We start from the raw sequence: 16,405 nt of genomic DNA, 5'->3' as shown, positions 1-16,405 counted from the left end.
AAGTGATATAAGGATGCTACAAACTTTATCTATTAAACAATTTGCAATCATTGATGAATTAGAAGTGCATTTTGGAGAGGGCTTAACAGTATTAAGTGGTGAAACAGGTGCAGGGAAATCAATCATCATTGATGCCATTGGCCAACTCATTGGCATGCGTGCTTCTTCAAATTATGTGAGACATGGTGAAAAGAAATCAATTATAGAAGGTATCTTCGACATCGATGAGAGTAAAGAAGCCATTTCCATATTACGTGATTTATCAATTGATATAGACGAAGATTTTTTATTAGTTAAAAGAGAAATCTTTAGTTCTGGAAAAAGTATGTGTAGAGTTAATAATCAAATTGTTACACTACAAGACTTGCGAAAAATAATGCAAGAATTGTTAGATATACATGGTCAACATGAAACGCAATCATTATTAAAGCAAAAATATCATTTACAATTATTAGATAACTATGCAGAGGATACATATAAATCTTTGCTTGATGATTATGTATCTACTTTTGATCAATATAGAGCTAAAAAGAAAGAACTTGAAGATTTGGAAACTGCAGATCAAGCGCTACTTCAACGATTAGATTTACTTAAATTTCAATATGAGGAATTACAGGAAGCACAATTAACGGATGGAGAAGTTTCACAACTTGAAACAGATATTAAACGCATTCAGAACTCTGAGAATTTAAGCTTAGCACTAAACAATGCACATCTAACATTAACTGATGAACACGCAATTACCGACCGTTTGTATGAATTAAGTAATCAACTTCAGTCAATTAGTGAGATCTTGCCTGATAAATATGATCGACTTAAAGAAGAGGTAGATCAATTTTATTACACTTTAGATGATGCGAAACATCAGCTATATGATGAACTCACAAACACTGAATTTGACGAACAGTATCTTAATGAACTAGAAGCTAGAATGAACGTATTAAATAGCTTAAAACGTAAATATGGTAAAAACATTAGTGAACTCATTGTTTATCAAGATAAATTGGACAATGAAATCAACAAAATTGAGAATTATGAAGAAAGTACTTCACAATTGCGCGAAGAAATAGAATCACTTTATGATATAGTTTTCAAGTTAGGTAGAAAATTATCTCAAGAACGTCATGTCGTAGCTCAATCGCTACGAGACAATATTGTTGATGAAATTCAAAACTTACAAATGAAAGACGCGAATTTAGAAATTTCCTTTAAACCATTAGATACACCCAACCGTGAAGGTATTGATTTTGTAGAATTTTTAATTAGTCCTAATAAAGGCGAGCCGCTTAAAAGCTTAAATAAAATCGCTTCTGGAGGAGAATTATCTAGAATTATGCTGGCGCTCAAAACAATTTTTGTGAAAACAAGAGGCCAAACAGCAATTTTATTTGATGAAGTAGATTCTGGTGTTTCAGGTCAAGCAGCACAAAAAATGGCTCAGAAAATGAAAGATTTAGCACAACATATACAAGTAATCTGCATTTCTCACTTACCACAAGTAGCGACAATGAGCGATCAACATTTATTTATTAGTAAAGCTTCTAAAGATGATAGAACAACTACTCATATCAAAGAATTATCTGGTGAAGAACGTATTGATGAAGTAGCTAGAATGATTTCTGGAGCAAGTGTTACTGAGCTTACACGTCAGAATGCTAAGGAAATGATAGAACAAAATCACCTTAATGATTAATAATGCGAACTTATAAATACTACTTTACTTATAGGGAAAGGTGTTGTTTTTCATGCAATATCAACATTTAATTGATCCGTCTATAACTTTAAAAGGTAATATAGCCATTTTATATGCAAACGATGAAAAGATGCTCTCAGTCGTGTTAGAAGCACTTACTTTAACAGATATAGAAGTATTTTTATATGACACACATGATCCAACCGAAATCATAAGATCTTTTAATATAGATGCACGATTATTAAATAGAATTCACATTTATACATTTTATGATGAAAATGAATTATTTAAACAATGTGCACAAGATTTATCACGCGGTAAAGTTTCGATATTAATGAAAGGTGATTTAACGTCTTCATCATTACTATCTTTTGTCTTAAGTAATAAAAATTTTATAGAAAATCATGGCTTTCTAAGTCATGTCGCATGTTTCGATATACCAAATTATCATAAAACATTAATGATGAGTGATGTTTCTTTAAACATTTCACCTTCAGTAGAAGAAAAAAGAAAAATCATTAAAAATTTATCAGTATTTAGTAAGGCATTAGGTTATGAACAGTTTAAAGTAGGTTTATTATCATCTGTCGAAAAAGTTACAAGGAAAATCCCATCTTCTACAGATTCTGAAAAAATTAAAAATATTTTTATTAGAGATTCAGATGATTATTTAATTGTTGACGGTCCTCTAACTTTTGATAACGCAATAAGCATGGAAAGTGTTATTAAAAAGAATATAAAGTCTACTGTAGCCGGCGACGTCGATGCATTGCTTGTATCGCATATTGATGTTGGCAACACGTTATACAAGTCATTCACATACTTTGCTAGTGCACGTGTAGCAAGCCTAGTTTTAGGCGCAAAATTTCCAATTGTACTTACTTCTAGAGCTGATAATAAACAAAACAAACTCGATTCGTTATTGTTAGCCTTAAAAGTTTTAAATTAACCTTGTTATGAAAGACTCTTTTTGCTTGATGCAATAAAAAATAGGTTATTTATTTTATATTTTGTCTATTTGATGTAAAATATAAGTGGATATTATAAATAGTTTATTGTAATACTTTTATGTGCGATAACTTTTCAATATTGACGCTTATTTCAACTTTGACGCCGTTAAACTAACCGTTGTAGAATAATGAATCTATGTTCCATGAGCAGATAAAGTTGATAACTTTCTATTTTATTTTCAATAATGAAGGTGAGGCAATGTCTCAAATTTTAGTGCTAAATTTAGTAAGCGCATCTTCTAAGGTTGCTATTTATACAGATGTGTATTGCAATTACAACTAAGCAATACGGCATGACTATGAAATTACTTCCTTAAATCTGATAGAACAAATCAAACATCGACGATTTGAAATTGAACGTTTTGTAAAAAAGTAGCTGACTTACTTTTTAGTGACTTTGATGGTATTTCGTGTAGAGGAGGCTAATTAAAGCCTATACGTGGTGGCGTCTTTACAATCAATGAAACGATATATAATGACCTTCGAATATTTAAATACGGCGACCATGTATCTAATTTAAGTGGTATTATCGGTTGCGTATTAAGGCAATATCTTCAAATGCCTGTGTTTACAATTGACCCTGTAGTTTTAGATGAATTAATGGATATTGTTAGAGTTACAGGTATCAATGGTATAAAATGAAGGAGTATTTTTCATACATTAAATCAAAAGTCTGTTGCAAGCTTATAAGCAAATTTATCAATTAGAACATACCAACAAGTTAACGTTTTTGTTGCTCATATGAGCGGTGGTATAACTGTTGGAGCACATAAACAGGGGTTTGTGGTTGATGTGAACGAAGGCTTGCTAGGTGAAGTCCTTTTAGTTCTGAACGGGTAGGTTCTATATCATATAATTTGTTATATGAATATGGTGATAAATGCAATTTTACTCCGCAAGAAAAGATCACTTATTAAGCAAAGAGGCGTTCTTGTAAATATGTTTAAACGAGATGATATAAAAGTGGTATCACTTAAATATGAATCGTATAGTGATGTGAAATTAGCGTTTGATACTTTAGCATATCAAGTTGCGAAAGCGATTGGCGAACGTGCAACTGTTTTTAAAGGAAATGTTGATCAAGTTATCCATGCTGACAGACTGAGTTATAATAAAACATTAACACCCTTATTCCAACCTTATGTCGATTAGATAGCACCGTGGTAATTTATTCCGATGAAAAAGAAATGGACCTTTAGCGACTCGCACATCGCTTGTTTTAAAAAATATAGAAAGTAACAAAGTTTATAGTTAGGAGTGCAAACATGTCAGAAGAAAAATATGATTTAGTAATATTAGGCGGAGGTACAGCTGGGTATGTCTCGGCAATCCGAGCATCTCAACTAGGAAAAAAAGTTGCACTTGTAGAAAAGTCTTTACTTGGGGGAACTTGTTTACATAAAGGATGTATCCCGACAAAAGCACTTTTAAAATCAGCTGAAGTTATGCATACAGTTAAAAATTCAAGTGAATTTGGCGTTGATATAAACAATTTTAAATTGAATTTTTCACGCGTTCAAGAACGTAAACATGAAGTCGTTAATCAAATGTTTAAAGGGGTAAAACATTTGATGGACCATAATAAAATTGATGTGTTTAATGGTACTGGTCGTTTATTAGGACCTTCAATTTTTTCACCTCAAAGTGGTACAGTTTCAGTAGAATTTGAAGATGGTGAGTCAGAGTTAATTCCGAATAATAACGTGCTGATTTGTACAGGTTCTCAACCAATGGAACTACCATTTTTGCCATTTGATAATAATATTGTTCTTTCTAGTGATGACATTTTAAATCTTGATCATTTACCAAGTTCAATCGCAATTATTGGAGGCGGTGTAATTGGTTTAGAATTTGCATCATTGCTTGTAGATTTTGGTGTCGAGGTATCAGTGATTGAAGCTGGAGAACGTATTCTACCAACTGAAAGTAAATCAGTAGCAAAAGTATTAAAACAAGAATTAACTGAGCGAGGCGTAACATTTTATGAAAATACGCAACTAGGTGAAGAAAATATTGTAATTAATGAAAATAAGATTACAATAACACTGAATGAAACGTCAGTTAGATTCGACAAAACACTCGTTTCGATAGGTCGTAAACCGAACACTGATGATATCGGCCTACTTAATACTAAAATCAAGTTAACTGATAAAAACCATATCATCGTTAACAAATATCAACAAACTGAGGATAAGCATATATACGCTGCTGGTGATTGTATCGGTAAATTGCAACTTGCACACGTGGGTTCAAAAGAAGGGATTATTGCCATTGAACATATGTTTGACGCATCTCCATTACCTGTAGATTATCTAAAAATGCCAAGATGTGTTTATAGTCAACCAGAAGTAGCGAGCATTGGCATAAATTTAGAAGAGGCCAAAGCAGAAAATATTAAGGCACGCGCAGTAAAAGTACCGTTTAAAGCAATAGGTAAAGCTGTAATTGAAGACACACAAAATCAAAGTGGTTTTTGTGAAGTCGTAATCGATCAAAAAAATGATACTGTATTAGGGCTGAATATGATTGGACCTCATGTCACAGAACTGATTAATGAAGTATCATTATTCCAATTTATGAATGGTTCAACATTAGAACTCGGTTTAACAACCCATGCACATCCTTCTCTTTCTGAAGTGTTAATGGAATTAGGATTAAAAGTTGAGAATAGATCGATTCACGTTTAATAAGGAGGTAATAAAATGTTTGATTATAAATCAGTAGGTTTAGAAAAAGAAGACCTACAAGCAATGTACAAATGGATGGACTTAGGTCGTAAAATAGACGAACGTATGTGGTTATTAAACCGTGCAGGCAAAATCCCCTTTGTCATTAGCTGCCAAGGACAAGAAGCAACACAAATAGGTATGGCTTACGCTATGCAAAAAGGTGATATTTCCTCACCTTATTATAGAGATTTAGCGCTCGTAACTTATTTAGGTATGACACCTCTAAATTCTATGTTAGCCGCTTTTGGTAAACGTGATGATATCAACTCAGGTGGAAAACAAATGCCTTCTCATTTTGGTCAAAGTGACATAGGCATGCTTTCTCAAGGTTCTCCAGTAGGAACTCAAATTTTGCACGCTGTTGGTGCTTCTTTAGCCTTAAAAATGGATAACAAACCGAACATAGCAATGACAACTGTCGGTGAAGGTAGTTCAAACCAAGGGGATTTTCACGAAGGCTTAAACTTTGCAGGAGTACATAAATTACCGTTTATTTGTGTAATTGAAAACAATAAATATGCGATTTCAGTTCCTGACTCACTTCAATATGGCGCTGAAAAACTTTCTGACCGTGCTATTGGCTATGGAATACATGGCGAGCACGTGGATGGAAATGATCCAATAGCTATGTATAAAGTAATGAAAGAAGCTAGAGAACGTGCTTTAAACGGTGGAGGATCAACACTTATAGAAGCTATGTGTACGAGAATGACTGCCCATTCATCTGATGATGATGATAAATACCGTTCAAAAGAAGAACGCGATGAACTTAAATCTTTAGATTGTAACCTTAAATTCAAAACATTTTTACTTGAAGAAGGTTTTATTGATGAAAGCTGGTTAAATGAACTAGAAAAAGAGCATAAAGAAATAGTCAATCAAGCAACTAAAGAAGCTGAGCAAGCACCTTATCCATCAGCGGAAGAAACTTATACACATGTTTACGAAGAAGGAGGCTCAAACAATGGCTAAATTATCCTATTTAGAAGCTATCCAGCAAGGGCTAGACCAATCAATGGAAAAAGATAATGACGTTTTCGTATTAGGAGAGGATGTCGGCATAAAAGGTGGCGTATTTGGGGTCACTTTAGGATTACAAGAAAAATATGGTGAAGCGCGTGTTTTAGACACGCCATTAGCAGAATCTAATATAGTTGGTACAAGTATAGGCGCTGCAATGTTAGGTAAACGTCCTGTTGCTGAAATTCAGTTCGCTGATTATATTTTACCAGCTACAAACCAAATCATTAGTGAAGCTGCTAAGATGAGATATCGTTCCAATAATGATTGGCAATGTCCGATTACAATTCGTGCGCCGTTTGGTGGCGGAATTCATGGTGCGCTTTATCATTCACAAAGTGTTGAAGCGATATTTGCATCGACACCTGGTTTGACTATTGTTATACCTTCTACACCTTATGATGCAAAAGGTTTACTATTGTCATCAATCGAGACGAATGATCCAGTGCTATTCTTTGAACATAAAAAGGCATATCGATTACTAAAAGAAGAAGTACCAGAAGACTATTACACTGTGCCTATAGGTAAAGCCGATGTTAAACGTGAAGGCGATGATATTACTGTTTTCACTTATGGTTTATGTGTGAATTACTGTATCCAAGCCGCAGATATGTTATCTGAAGATGATATTAATGTAGAAGTTGTTGATTTACGTACAGTTTACCCGTTAGATAAAGAAACAATTATTGAACGTGCTAAATTGACTGGCAAAGTATTATTAGTTACAGAAGATAACTTAGAAGGTAGTATTATTTCTGAAGTATCTGCGATTATATCTGAAAACTGTTTATTTGATTTAGATGCACCTATAATGAGACTTGCGGGACCAGACGTTCCATCAATGCCATTTGCACCAACACTCGAAGACGAGTTTATGATCAATCCAGATAAGATAAAAATTAAAATGCGAGAACTCGCAGAATTTTAAGGAGGCACAATCATGGAAATCAAAATGCCTAAACTCGGTGAAAGTGTGCACGAAGGAACAATAGAACAATGGCTTGTATCTGTAGGTGATACTGTTGAAGAATATGATCCATTATGCGAAGTTATCACTGATAAAGTGACAGCAGAAGTGCCATCTTCATTTTCAGGAACAATTAAAGAAATTATAGTAGAAGAAGGCACAACAGTAGCGGTAAATGAAGCCATATGCCTTGTTGATATTGGTGATGAATCACAAGAAACAAACAATTCAAATACACAACAATCAACAGAATCTAATGAAGTTCAAGACGTTGCTTCAAATGATATAGATAATAATGTAAATAGTGCTTCAAATGTAGATAAACCCAAAAACAACGGTCGCTTTTCACCAGTGGTATTTAAACTTGCTTCAGAAAATCAAATCGAGTTATCTGAAGTAATTGGTACTGGTTTTGAAGGTCGAGTTTCTAAAAAAGATATTGAAAAAGTAATTAAAGAAGGCACGAACAAAACGCCTTCAACGGTTGTAGCACCAAAAGATTCACCTAAAGTTACAAAACAAGCGTATTACAATGAACCTTCTCCAGGATCATCAATTCCAGTTAATGGCGTGCGTAAGCAAATCGCTCAAAACATGGTAAATAGTGTCAATGAAATACCGCATGCATGGATGATGGTAGAATCGGACGCTTCAAATTTAGTGAAAACACGTAATTATCATAAACAAAGCTTCAAAGATAGTGAAGGATATAATTTAACTTTCTTTGCATTTTTCGTAAAAGCTGTAGCGGAAGGCTTGAAAGCGTATCCGTTATTAAATAGTAGCTGGTCAGATTCAGAAATCATTATGCATAAAGATATAAATATTTCTATAGCTGTCGCAGATGAAGATAAATTATATGTCCCTGTAATTAAAAACGCAGACGAAAAATCAATTAAAGGTATTGCTCGTGAAATTAATGAGCTTGCAAATAAAGCGCGTAATAAAAAATTACGCTCTGACGATATGCAAGGTGGTACATTTACTGTGAATAATACAGGAACTTTTGGTTCTGTTTCATCTATGGGTATCATCAACCATCCTCAAGCGGCAATATTACAGATTGAATCTATTATTAAAAAACCTGTCGTTATCGATGATATGATTGCAATTCGCAATATGGTTAATTTATGTCTATCGATTGATCACCGTATATTAGATGGCCTTCAAGCTGGTAGATTCATGAATTTTGTAAAAACACGTATTGAACAATATTCAATTGAACATACAAGCATATATTAATATATTTAGCGCTGTAGTCTAATTGATTTTCAAGTTTAAAAAACGAGTGTGAGACAAACGTTTCACACTCGTTTTTATTTTATTTGTTGATTTTACACGTGTTTCATCAACTGTCCGCGATATAATTTTTATGAATTTAAGCAATATTATTATACATAATAAACACACATGTTGAAGTATTGCGCATATATTAGTAGAATAAAAGTAAGAATTCAGAAATGAAAGGTGACGTTATTATGGATTTAAATTTTGATTTATATATGACAGATGTTGTTAATCAAGCAAGAAATGAAATAGAACAAGCTGGATACGAGCAATTAACATCTCCAGAAGAAGTAGATAAAGTAATACAACAAGAAGGAACGACACTTGTGATGGTTAACTCAGTATGTGGTTGTGCTGGCGGTATTGCTAGACCAGCGGCAACACATGCTTTACATTACGATAAAACACCTGACCGCCTTGTAACTGTATTTGCTGGCCAAGATAAAGAAGCAACGCAACAAGCAAGAGATTATTTTGAAGGTTATGCACCATCAAGTCCATCGTTTGCATTAATCAAAGATGGTAAAATCACCCAAATGGTAGAACGTCACCAAATTGAAGGTCATGACGTAATGGATGTCATCACTCAATTACAAAACACATTCGACACTTATTGTGACGAAAAATAGAGGGACTAACACATGACACGTTTGAATCCATACCGCATCGGATTTAGAACGATAAAGACTGCAATTGGAATGGCACTGGGTATTATTATTGCAAAATTAATCGGTTTAGATAATTTTGCATCTAGTGCCATTTTAGTGGTACTTTGTATTAAACATACAAAGGTGCATTCGCTACAAGCAATTGTATCTCGTTTTGTATCTTGTCTTATGATACTCGCACTTGGCTCTATTGTTTTTAATTTATTAGGACAAAACGCAATTGTTTTAGGTATCATTGTATTACTTTTTATTCCTTTAACTGTTGTATTTAAAGTTCAAGAAGGTGTTGTTACAAGTTGTGTTATTTTACTTCATGTGTTCAATGCTAAAACGATTGATATAGATTTATTTTTCAATGAAATTATCTTATTAATTGTTGGGCTAGGCATCGCATTCTTAATGAACGTTATTATGCCAAGCTTAGATAGTAATTTAAAACAATATAAACAACAAATCGAAAACCAATTTACGGAAATTTTTCAAATGTTCAGTAAGGCTTGTAAAAACCCAAGCCCAAGTTTAGACATATCCTTTGAGAAGTTAAAAGTTACGATTCGCAAAGCTAAATCAATCGCATTTAGAGATGTTAAGAATCACTATGTTAGAAATGAAAACTCTTATTATCATTATTTTGATATGCGGGAAGAACAGTTAGAACTATTACGAAGAATGGCTCTAATCCTTCAAAATATTGAAACAAAAGATTGCTTATTATCCAAAATATCTAATTTATTTGCTGAAGTAGGGACAAATGTAAATAGTAATGATTATACTGTATTAAGATTGCATTCGTTATATGAAATTCGAATAGAATTAAATGAATTAGACTTACCTGCATCACATGAGGCTTTTCGAACACGTGCCAATTTATTACAACTTTTAAATGAGCTTGAATCATATTTATTATTAAAATCACAATTCGGCTCTTTAAGATTACATAGTGATCCTAAAATCGCAACATCCTAATAAATATAAAAGCCATACAAAATTCTTATGAGTTAAGGATCTTGTATGGCTTTATTCATTTTCAACTATACAAATATTAGTGGTTTATCACTTTCAATAATAAAATAATTTTTAATTAAGAATTGATACTTTCAAATACCATTATGATTAATTCACTAATGGAACGACACTAGTCAATACCAATGCGAGTATAACAGCTACTAACATGACTATAATAATGACTCTTAGAACTTTGTTGTTACTCAAAGATGATTCCTCCAAATCTAGAATATGGAATTAAAATATAGATTAAACACACTGTATATATCAATATAATTCAATCATAACACATTCAATTTCAAACTATTTTATCATATTATTTTATCATACAAACCCTCTAGAATTGAAACATATTAGTTTTGAATATGGACACATTCCGTTACACTTAAAGGTACGGCATATAAATAATGGAATGGAGATTTTCAAATGATAAATAAACAACGACTCCTAGATACTTTTTTGGAATTAGTACAAATTGATTCTGAGAGTGGAAATGAGAATGAAATTCAACAGTTACTCAAATCTAAGTTTGAAAAATCTGGATTAAAGGTAGTGGAAGACAATGCTGGCCAACATGAAAATTTAGGAGCAAATAATTTAATTTGCACATTAAAGGCTACGACAAATGATGAAAACATAGATAATATTTATTTCACAAGTCATATGGATACAGTTGTACCGGGCGTTAATGTAAAACCGATAATTAAAGATGACGGTTACATCTATTCAGATGGAACTACAATTTTAGGCGCTGATGATAAAGCTGGATTAGCTACTATTTTAGAGTTAATTTACATATTAAATGAACAAGACATACCACATGGTAACATTCAATTTGTACTTACTGTTTCTGAAGAATCTGGTTTGGAAGGTGCAAAAGTACTAGATACTTCTTTACTCGATGCTAAATATGGCTATGCTATTGATGCAAGTGTAGATGTTGGAACAACTGTTATTAATGCACCCACGCAAATGAAAATCAACACTACAATTCATGGTAAAAAAGCTCACGCGAGTGTACCTAACAAAGGTGTGAGTGCGATTAATATTGCCGCTAAAGCTATAAGTGCGATGAAATTAGGTCAGATAGACGAATATACAACAGCAAATATAGGTCGTTTTGAAGGTGGATCTGCAACTAACATTGTAGCTGACAAAGTAACACTTATGGCTGAAGCTCGATCACACTCAGACGAAAGTATAAACGCTCAAGTGGCTCATATGAAATCTGTTTTTGAAGAAACAGCAGAAAAATATGGTTGCTCGGCTACAGTTGAAATTATTAATAGTTATCCTGGCTTTAAAATTTCACAAGATGCCACAGTTACTAACGTAGCTAAAGCCAGTGCAATTGCATTAGGATTAACACCGAACACAGTTATGGCTGGCGGCGGGTCTGATGGTAATATTATTAATCAATTAGGTATTCCTACAGTTATCTTAGGTGTAGGTTACGAGCACATCCATACAACTGAAGAACGTATGTCAATTGACGCTTTAAATCTTTTAGCAGAACAGCTTTTAAAAATAGTTGAAATAATTACTCAAAAATCTGAAAACTGATTAAGTGAATATGAGTGATGCTTTATGATACAATATATGAGAAAACTTTAATAAGAGAGGTTAGTTAAATGACACAACAAATTGGTGTAGTAGGTTTAGCCGTAATGGGTAAAAACCTTGCTTGGAATATTGAATCACGAGGATATAGCGTTTCAGTTTTTAACCGTTCATCTTCTAAAACAGATGAAATGGTAACTGAATCAGAAGGTAAAAATATACATCCGACGTACTCTATAGAGGAGTTTGTGAATTCTCTAGAAAAACCCCGTAAGATTTTATTAATGGTTAAGGCAGGATCAGCAACAGATGCAACAATCGATAGTTTATTACCATTACTAGATAATGATGATATTTTAATCGATGGTGGTAACACTAATTATCAAGATACAATCAGACGTAATAAAGCACTAGCTGAAAGTGGTGTTAACTTCATCGGAATGGGCGTTTCTGGTGGTGAAGTTGGCGCGCTTACTGGTCCTTCATTAATGCCTGGTGGGCAACAAGAAGCATTTGATAAAGTAAGTGATATTGTAGAAGCAATCTCTGCTAAAGCTGAAGATGGCGCTGCATGTGTAGCTTATATTGGACCTAATGGCGCCGGTCACTACGTTAAAATGGTACATAACGGTATTGAATATGCAGATATGCAGTTAATTGCTGAAAGTTACGCAATGATGAAAGACTTACTTGGTATGTCTCATGAAGAAATTTCACAAACATTCAAAGATTGGAATGCTGGCGAACTTTCAAGTTACTTGATTGAAATCACAGGTGACATCTTCACTAAATTAGATGATGATGGTAATGGTCCATTAGTTGAAAAAATCATGGATACTGCAGGACAAAAAGGTACAGGTAAATGGACTTCTATTAATGCTTTAGAATTAGGTATCCCATTAACAATTATTACTGAATCAGTATTTGCACGCTTTATATCTTCAATCAAAGAAGAACGTGTGAATGCTTCTAAACAATTAAATGGACCAAGTACTAAATTTGAAGGTAATAAAGCAGAATTCCTTGAAAAAATCCGTAAAGCACTATATATGAGTAAAATTTGTTCATACGCACAAGGCTTTGCTCAAATGAGAAAAGCTAGTGACGACAATGAATGGAATTTAAAATTAGGAGAGCTTGCTATGATTTGGCGTGAAGGTTGCATTATTCGTGCGCAATTCTTACAAAAAATTAAAGAAGCTTATGATAATGATACAGAATTACAAAATCTGTTATTAGATCCGTACTTCAAAGATATCGTAACAAACTATCAAGATGCATTACGTGATGTTGTAGCTACTGGTGTACAAAATGGTGTTCCAACACCAGGTTTCTCTGCAAGTATTAACTATTATGATAGTTATCGTTCAGAAAACTTACCAGCTAACTTAATTCAAGCTCAACGTGATTATTTTGGTGCACATACTTACGAACGTAAAGACCGTGAAGGCGTATTCCATACACAATGGATTGAAGACTAATATTCATTTGTATATAACATTACAAAAATCACGATACTTTTTTCGTGTTTGGAACTACCAACAAAACCCTAGGGCCTTTGTTGGTAGTTTTTTTACAATTTTTTCAATTACAGTCTTAGTATGACGTTAATTTCCCAATGAATAGTATTTTCAAAAGAAATCTTAACTCATGGTTGTAGAGAAAAAAACAACTTTATGCAATCGTTTGCACAAATACCTTTGACTTTCCCTATATACTTATTTATCATTATAAATATATCTTTGAAAGCGCTTTAATTATAAACATTAAAAGGATGAGCCAACTTGGTAACTATAAAGGATGTTGCAAAAGCAGCAAACGTATCACCATCGACAGTTTCACGTGTCATTAGTGGTAATAATCGTATAAGCGATACTACTAGGGTAAAAGTATTATCGGTGATGAAAGAATTAGATTATCAACCAAATCATGCAGCACGAACATTAGTTACAAAACAATCTAATACAGTAGGTATCATTCAAAAAAGCGAGAACAAAGAAACAAGGCAAAATCCATTTATCATAGATGTCCTTGCGGGTATATATAAATCATGTAAAGCACAAGGTTATGCAACAATATCAACCACAAGTGAGCAATACGAAAATATAGAATTAGAAGTGAGTCACATGATTTCTTATCATGCAGTAGATGGCTTTATTTTATTATATTCAAAAGAAAACGATATGATAGAACAATTACTCGCCCAACATAATATGCCGTACGTCGTTGTGGGGAATCCTTTATTGGATCAACAAGTCATTCATATAGATAATAATAATGTTGAAGCAGCGGAGCAATTAACGCGCTATCTTGTAAGTATTGGTCATACTAATTTTTTATTTTTAGCTGAATGTGGAAATTATGAAGTTGTAAAAGATCGAATTAAAGGATTTTCCAATATACTTAAACAACAAAAGCAAACAGCTCTTATCGAATATTTTGATATGAACTACCAAAGCATAAAATCATATTTCCATCATTTAATCATACATAATGCACTACCTTCTGTCATTATTACATCAGATACGATGCTCAATCATATTTTGTTAAGCGTATTGTATGAATTACAGCTTCATGTACCAACAGATATTCAGACAGCAACATTCAATGATTCTTACTTAACTGAATTTGCAGCGCCCCCACAAACTGCAGTCGATATACATCCTGACTTATTAGGTGAAGTAGCAGGCGACTCAATCATCCAATTAATGCGTAGAGAACATATCATCAATTTTAATAAAGTTATTCCAACAGAGATTATTAAACGGGTCTCAACTCAACTAATAAAAAGGGAGCAATAATATGAATAAACAGTGGTGGAAAGAGGCAGTAGCATATCAAGTTTATCCTCGAAGCTTTAATGATTCAAATAACGATGGTATTGGAGATTTACAAGGGGTTATTGAAAAGTTGGATTATATACAAGATTTAGGTATCGATATCATCTGGTTAAGCCCTATGTATAAATCACCAAATGATGATAATGGTTATGATATTAGTGATTATCAAGATATAATGGACGAATTCGGAACGATGGAAGATTTCGATCAATTATTAGATGGTATACATCAACGTGGTATGAAACTCATTTTAGATTTAGTAGTCAATCATACATCGGACGAACATCCATGGTTTATAGAATCTAAATCTAGTAAAGATAATCCAAAACGTGACTGGTATATCTGGGAAGATCCAAAAACTGATGGATCAGAACCTAATAATTGGGAAAGTATTTTTAATGGTTCTACATGGGAATATGATAAAACAACAGGTCAATATTATTTTCATTTATTTAGTAAAAAACAACCTGATTTAAATTGGGAAAATAAAGACGTTAAAGCAGCTGTATTTAACATGATGAACTGGTGGTTTGAAAAAGGTATTGATGGCTTCAGAGTGGATGCAATTACGCATATTAAGAAAACATTTGAAGCAGGGGATTTACCAATTCCTGAAGGAAAAACTTACGCACCTGCATTTGATGTAGATATGAATCAACCTGGCATACATGATTGGTTACAAGAAATGAAGGATGAATCCTTAAGTAAATACGATATTATGACAGTGGGAGAAGCAAATGGTGTAAATCCTGACACTGCTGATGAATGGGTTGGCGAAGAAAAAGGTAAGTTTAATATGATTTTCCAATTTGAGCACTTAGGTTTATGGAATACTGGTGATATTAAATTTGATGTTAAAGCATATAAAGATGTATTAAATAGATGGCAAAAAAACTTGAAGATGTAGGCTGGAATGCATTATTTATAGAAAATCATGATCAACCTAGACGTGTATCTACATGGGGAGATGATGAAAAATTTTGGTATGAATCTGCTACAAGTCATGCGGTTGTATATTTCTTACAACAGGGCACTCCATTTATATATCAAGGTCAAGAAATCGGTATGACCAATTATCCATTTGAAAGCGTGGAAACATTTAATGATATTGCTGTAGTTAATGAATATAATATCGTTAAGAATCAGGGGGGCGATTTAACCGAACTGTTAAATAAACACAAAATGGAAAATAGAGATAATTCTCGTACACCAATGCAATGGACTAACGCTACAAACGGTGGTTTTTCTGAACATGAGCCTTGGTTCCCAGTTAACCCTAATTACACTGAAATTAATGTATCATCACAGCAACAAGATTCTGATTCAATATTGAATTTTTACAAATATCTGATTCAAGTAAAAAAATCACATGCTATTTTTACATATGGTACTTTTAATTTGATAGATGCTGAAAATGAAAGTGTATTTGCCTATATTAGAGAATTAGATGGTAAACGTGTACTTGTAATAGGAAACTTAACTGATAAGACAGCCTCATTGGAATTCAATGAAATTATAAATGAAAGTAATATTGAACTCCACAATTATAAAGATAACAAATTGAATTTAGATGCATTACGTCCGTTTGAAGCCTTTGTAATAGGTTTATAAAAAATTAATATACTT

The 16,405-nt window shown here is 33.1% G+C and carries 13 protein-coding genes and 1 pseudogene; 13 read left to right on the top strand and 1 reads right to left on the bottom strand.

All coding sequences use genetic code 11. The features are described 5' to 3' along the window. Positions 1 to 13 precede the first annotated feature (13 nt). From recN to ACA31_RS04980, 9 genes are all read left to right on the top strand, one after another. Complete coding sequence (gene recN / locus ACA31_RS05020; protein ID WP_057512266.1) at positions 14 to 1,693, top strand: DNA repair protein RecN; 1,680 nt, start codon at positions 14 to 16, stop codon at positions 1,691 to 1,693. Positions 1,694 to 1,745: 52 nt separating this feature from the next. Continuing rightward, a complete protein-coding gene (locus tag ACA31_RS05015; protein WP_057512265.1) occupies positions 1,746 to 2,642 on the top strand; it encodes a phosphate acyltransferase in 897 nt (298 codons plus the stop codon). 1,000 nt (positions 2,643 to 3,642) lie between these two features. Beyond that, positions 3,643 to 3,855: a hypothetical protein gene (locus tag ACA31_RS13460; RefSeq protein WP_253721363.1), complete on the top strand. Its 213-nt coding sequence runs from the start codon at positions 3,643 to 3,645 to the stop codon at positions 3,853 to 3,855. A 113-nt stretch (positions 3,856 to 3,968) separates the two neighbouring features. Beyond that, positions 3,969 to 5,390: a dihydrolipoyl dehydrogenase gene (lpdA, locus tag ACA31_RS05005; RefSeq protein WP_057512264.1), complete on the top strand. Its 1,422-nt coding sequence runs from the start codon at positions 3,969 to 3,971 to the stop codon at positions 5,388 to 5,390. Between the two features lie 15 nt (positions 5,391 to 5,405). After that, positions 5,406 to 6,404 carry a thiamine pyrophosphate-dependent dehydrogenase E1 component subunit alpha gene (locus ACA31_RS05000; protein WP_057512263.1) on the top strand — a complete coding sequence of 333 codons (999 nt, stop codon included), beginning with the start codon at positions 5,406 to 5,408 and terminating at the stop codon, positions 6,402 to 6,404. Beyond that, positions 6,397 to 7,380, top strand: a complete 984-nt coding sequence (locus ACA31_RS04995; RefSeq protein ID WP_057512262.1) for an alpha-ketoacid dehydrogenase subunit beta — start codon at positions 6,397 to 6,399, stop codon at positions 7,378 to 7,380. Before ACA31_RS05000 ends, ACA31_RS04995 begins: the two co-directional genes overlap by 8 nt. A gap of 12 nt (positions 7,381 to 7,392) precedes the next feature. Then, positions 7,393 to 8,661: a dihydrolipoamide acetyltransferase family protein gene (locus tag ACA31_RS04990; RefSeq protein ID WP_057512261.1), complete on the top strand. Its 1,269-nt coding sequence runs from the start codon at positions 7,393 to 7,395 to the stop codon at positions 8,659 to 8,661. A gap of 236 nt (positions 8,662 to 8,897) precedes the next feature. Then, entirely contained in the window at positions 8,898 to 9,335 is a 438-nt protein-coding gene (brxB, locus tag ACA31_RS04985; RefSeq protein ID WP_057512260.1) for a bacilliredoxin BrxB, read from the top strand. Positions 9,336 to 9,347: 12 nt separating this feature from the next. Then, positions 9,348 to 10,340 carry an aromatic acid exporter family protein gene (locus tag ACA31_RS04980; RefSeq protein ID WP_057512259.1) on the top strand — a complete coding sequence of 331 codons (993 nt, stop codon included), beginning with the start codon at positions 9,348 to 9,350 and terminating at the stop codon, positions 10,338 to 10,340. Between the two features lie 147 nt (positions 10,341 to 10,487). On the opposite strand, the gene prli42 is transcribed toward ACA31_RS04980, so the two are convergent. Then, the gene (gene prli42 / locus ACA31_RS13245) at positions 10,488 to 10,586 is read right to left on the bottom strand and encodes a stressosome-associated protein Prli42 (RefSeq protein ID WP_156393421.1); all 99 of its coding nucleotides are present in this window, start codon (positions 10,584 to 10,586) and stop codon (positions 10,488 to 10,490) included. Between the two features lie 219 nt (positions 10,587 to 10,805). Here prli42 and ACA31_RS04975 point away from each other — a divergent pair, with 219 nt between their 5' ends. From ACA31_RS04975 to ACA31_RS04960, 4 genes and pseudogenes are all read left to right on the top strand, one after another. Next, positions 10,806 to 11,942 (top strand): M20/M25/M40 family metallo-hydrolase, encoded by a 1,137-nt coding sequence (locus ACA31_RS04975; protein WP_057512258.1) that lies wholly within the window; start codon positions 10,806 to 10,808, stop codon positions 11,940 to 11,942. Positions 11,943 to 12,010: 68 nt separating this feature from the next. Continuing rightward, a complete protein-coding gene (gene gndA, locus ACA31_RS04970; protein WP_057512257.1) occupies positions 12,011 to 13,420 on the top strand; it encodes an NADP-dependent phosphogluconate dehydrogenase in 1,410 nt (469 codons plus the stop codon). Between the two features lie 303 nt (positions 13,421 to 13,723). Continuing rightward, the gene (locus tag ACA31_RS04965) at positions 13,724 to 14,740 is read left to right on the top strand and encodes a LacI family DNA-binding transcriptional regulator (RefSeq protein WP_057512256.1); all 1,017 of its coding nucleotides are present in this window, start codon (positions 13,724 to 13,726) and stop codon (positions 14,738 to 14,740) included. Position 14,741: 1 nt separating this feature from the next. Then, positions 14,742 to 16,390 (top strand): annotated as a pseudogene (locus ACA31_RS04960) (glycoside hydrolase family 13 protein). Positions 16,391 to 16,405: the final 15 nt, after the last annotated feature.

The sequence above is a fragment of the Staphylococcus sp. NAM3COL9 genome (assembly GCF_001431205.1).
In the GTDB taxonomy this organism is placed as follows: Bacteria; Bacillota; Bacilli; order Staphylococcales; family Staphylococcaceae; genus Staphylococcus.
The sequence above is the reverse complement of the archived record's forward strand: the minus strand, read 5'-3'. Positions and strand labels throughout refer to the sequence as shown.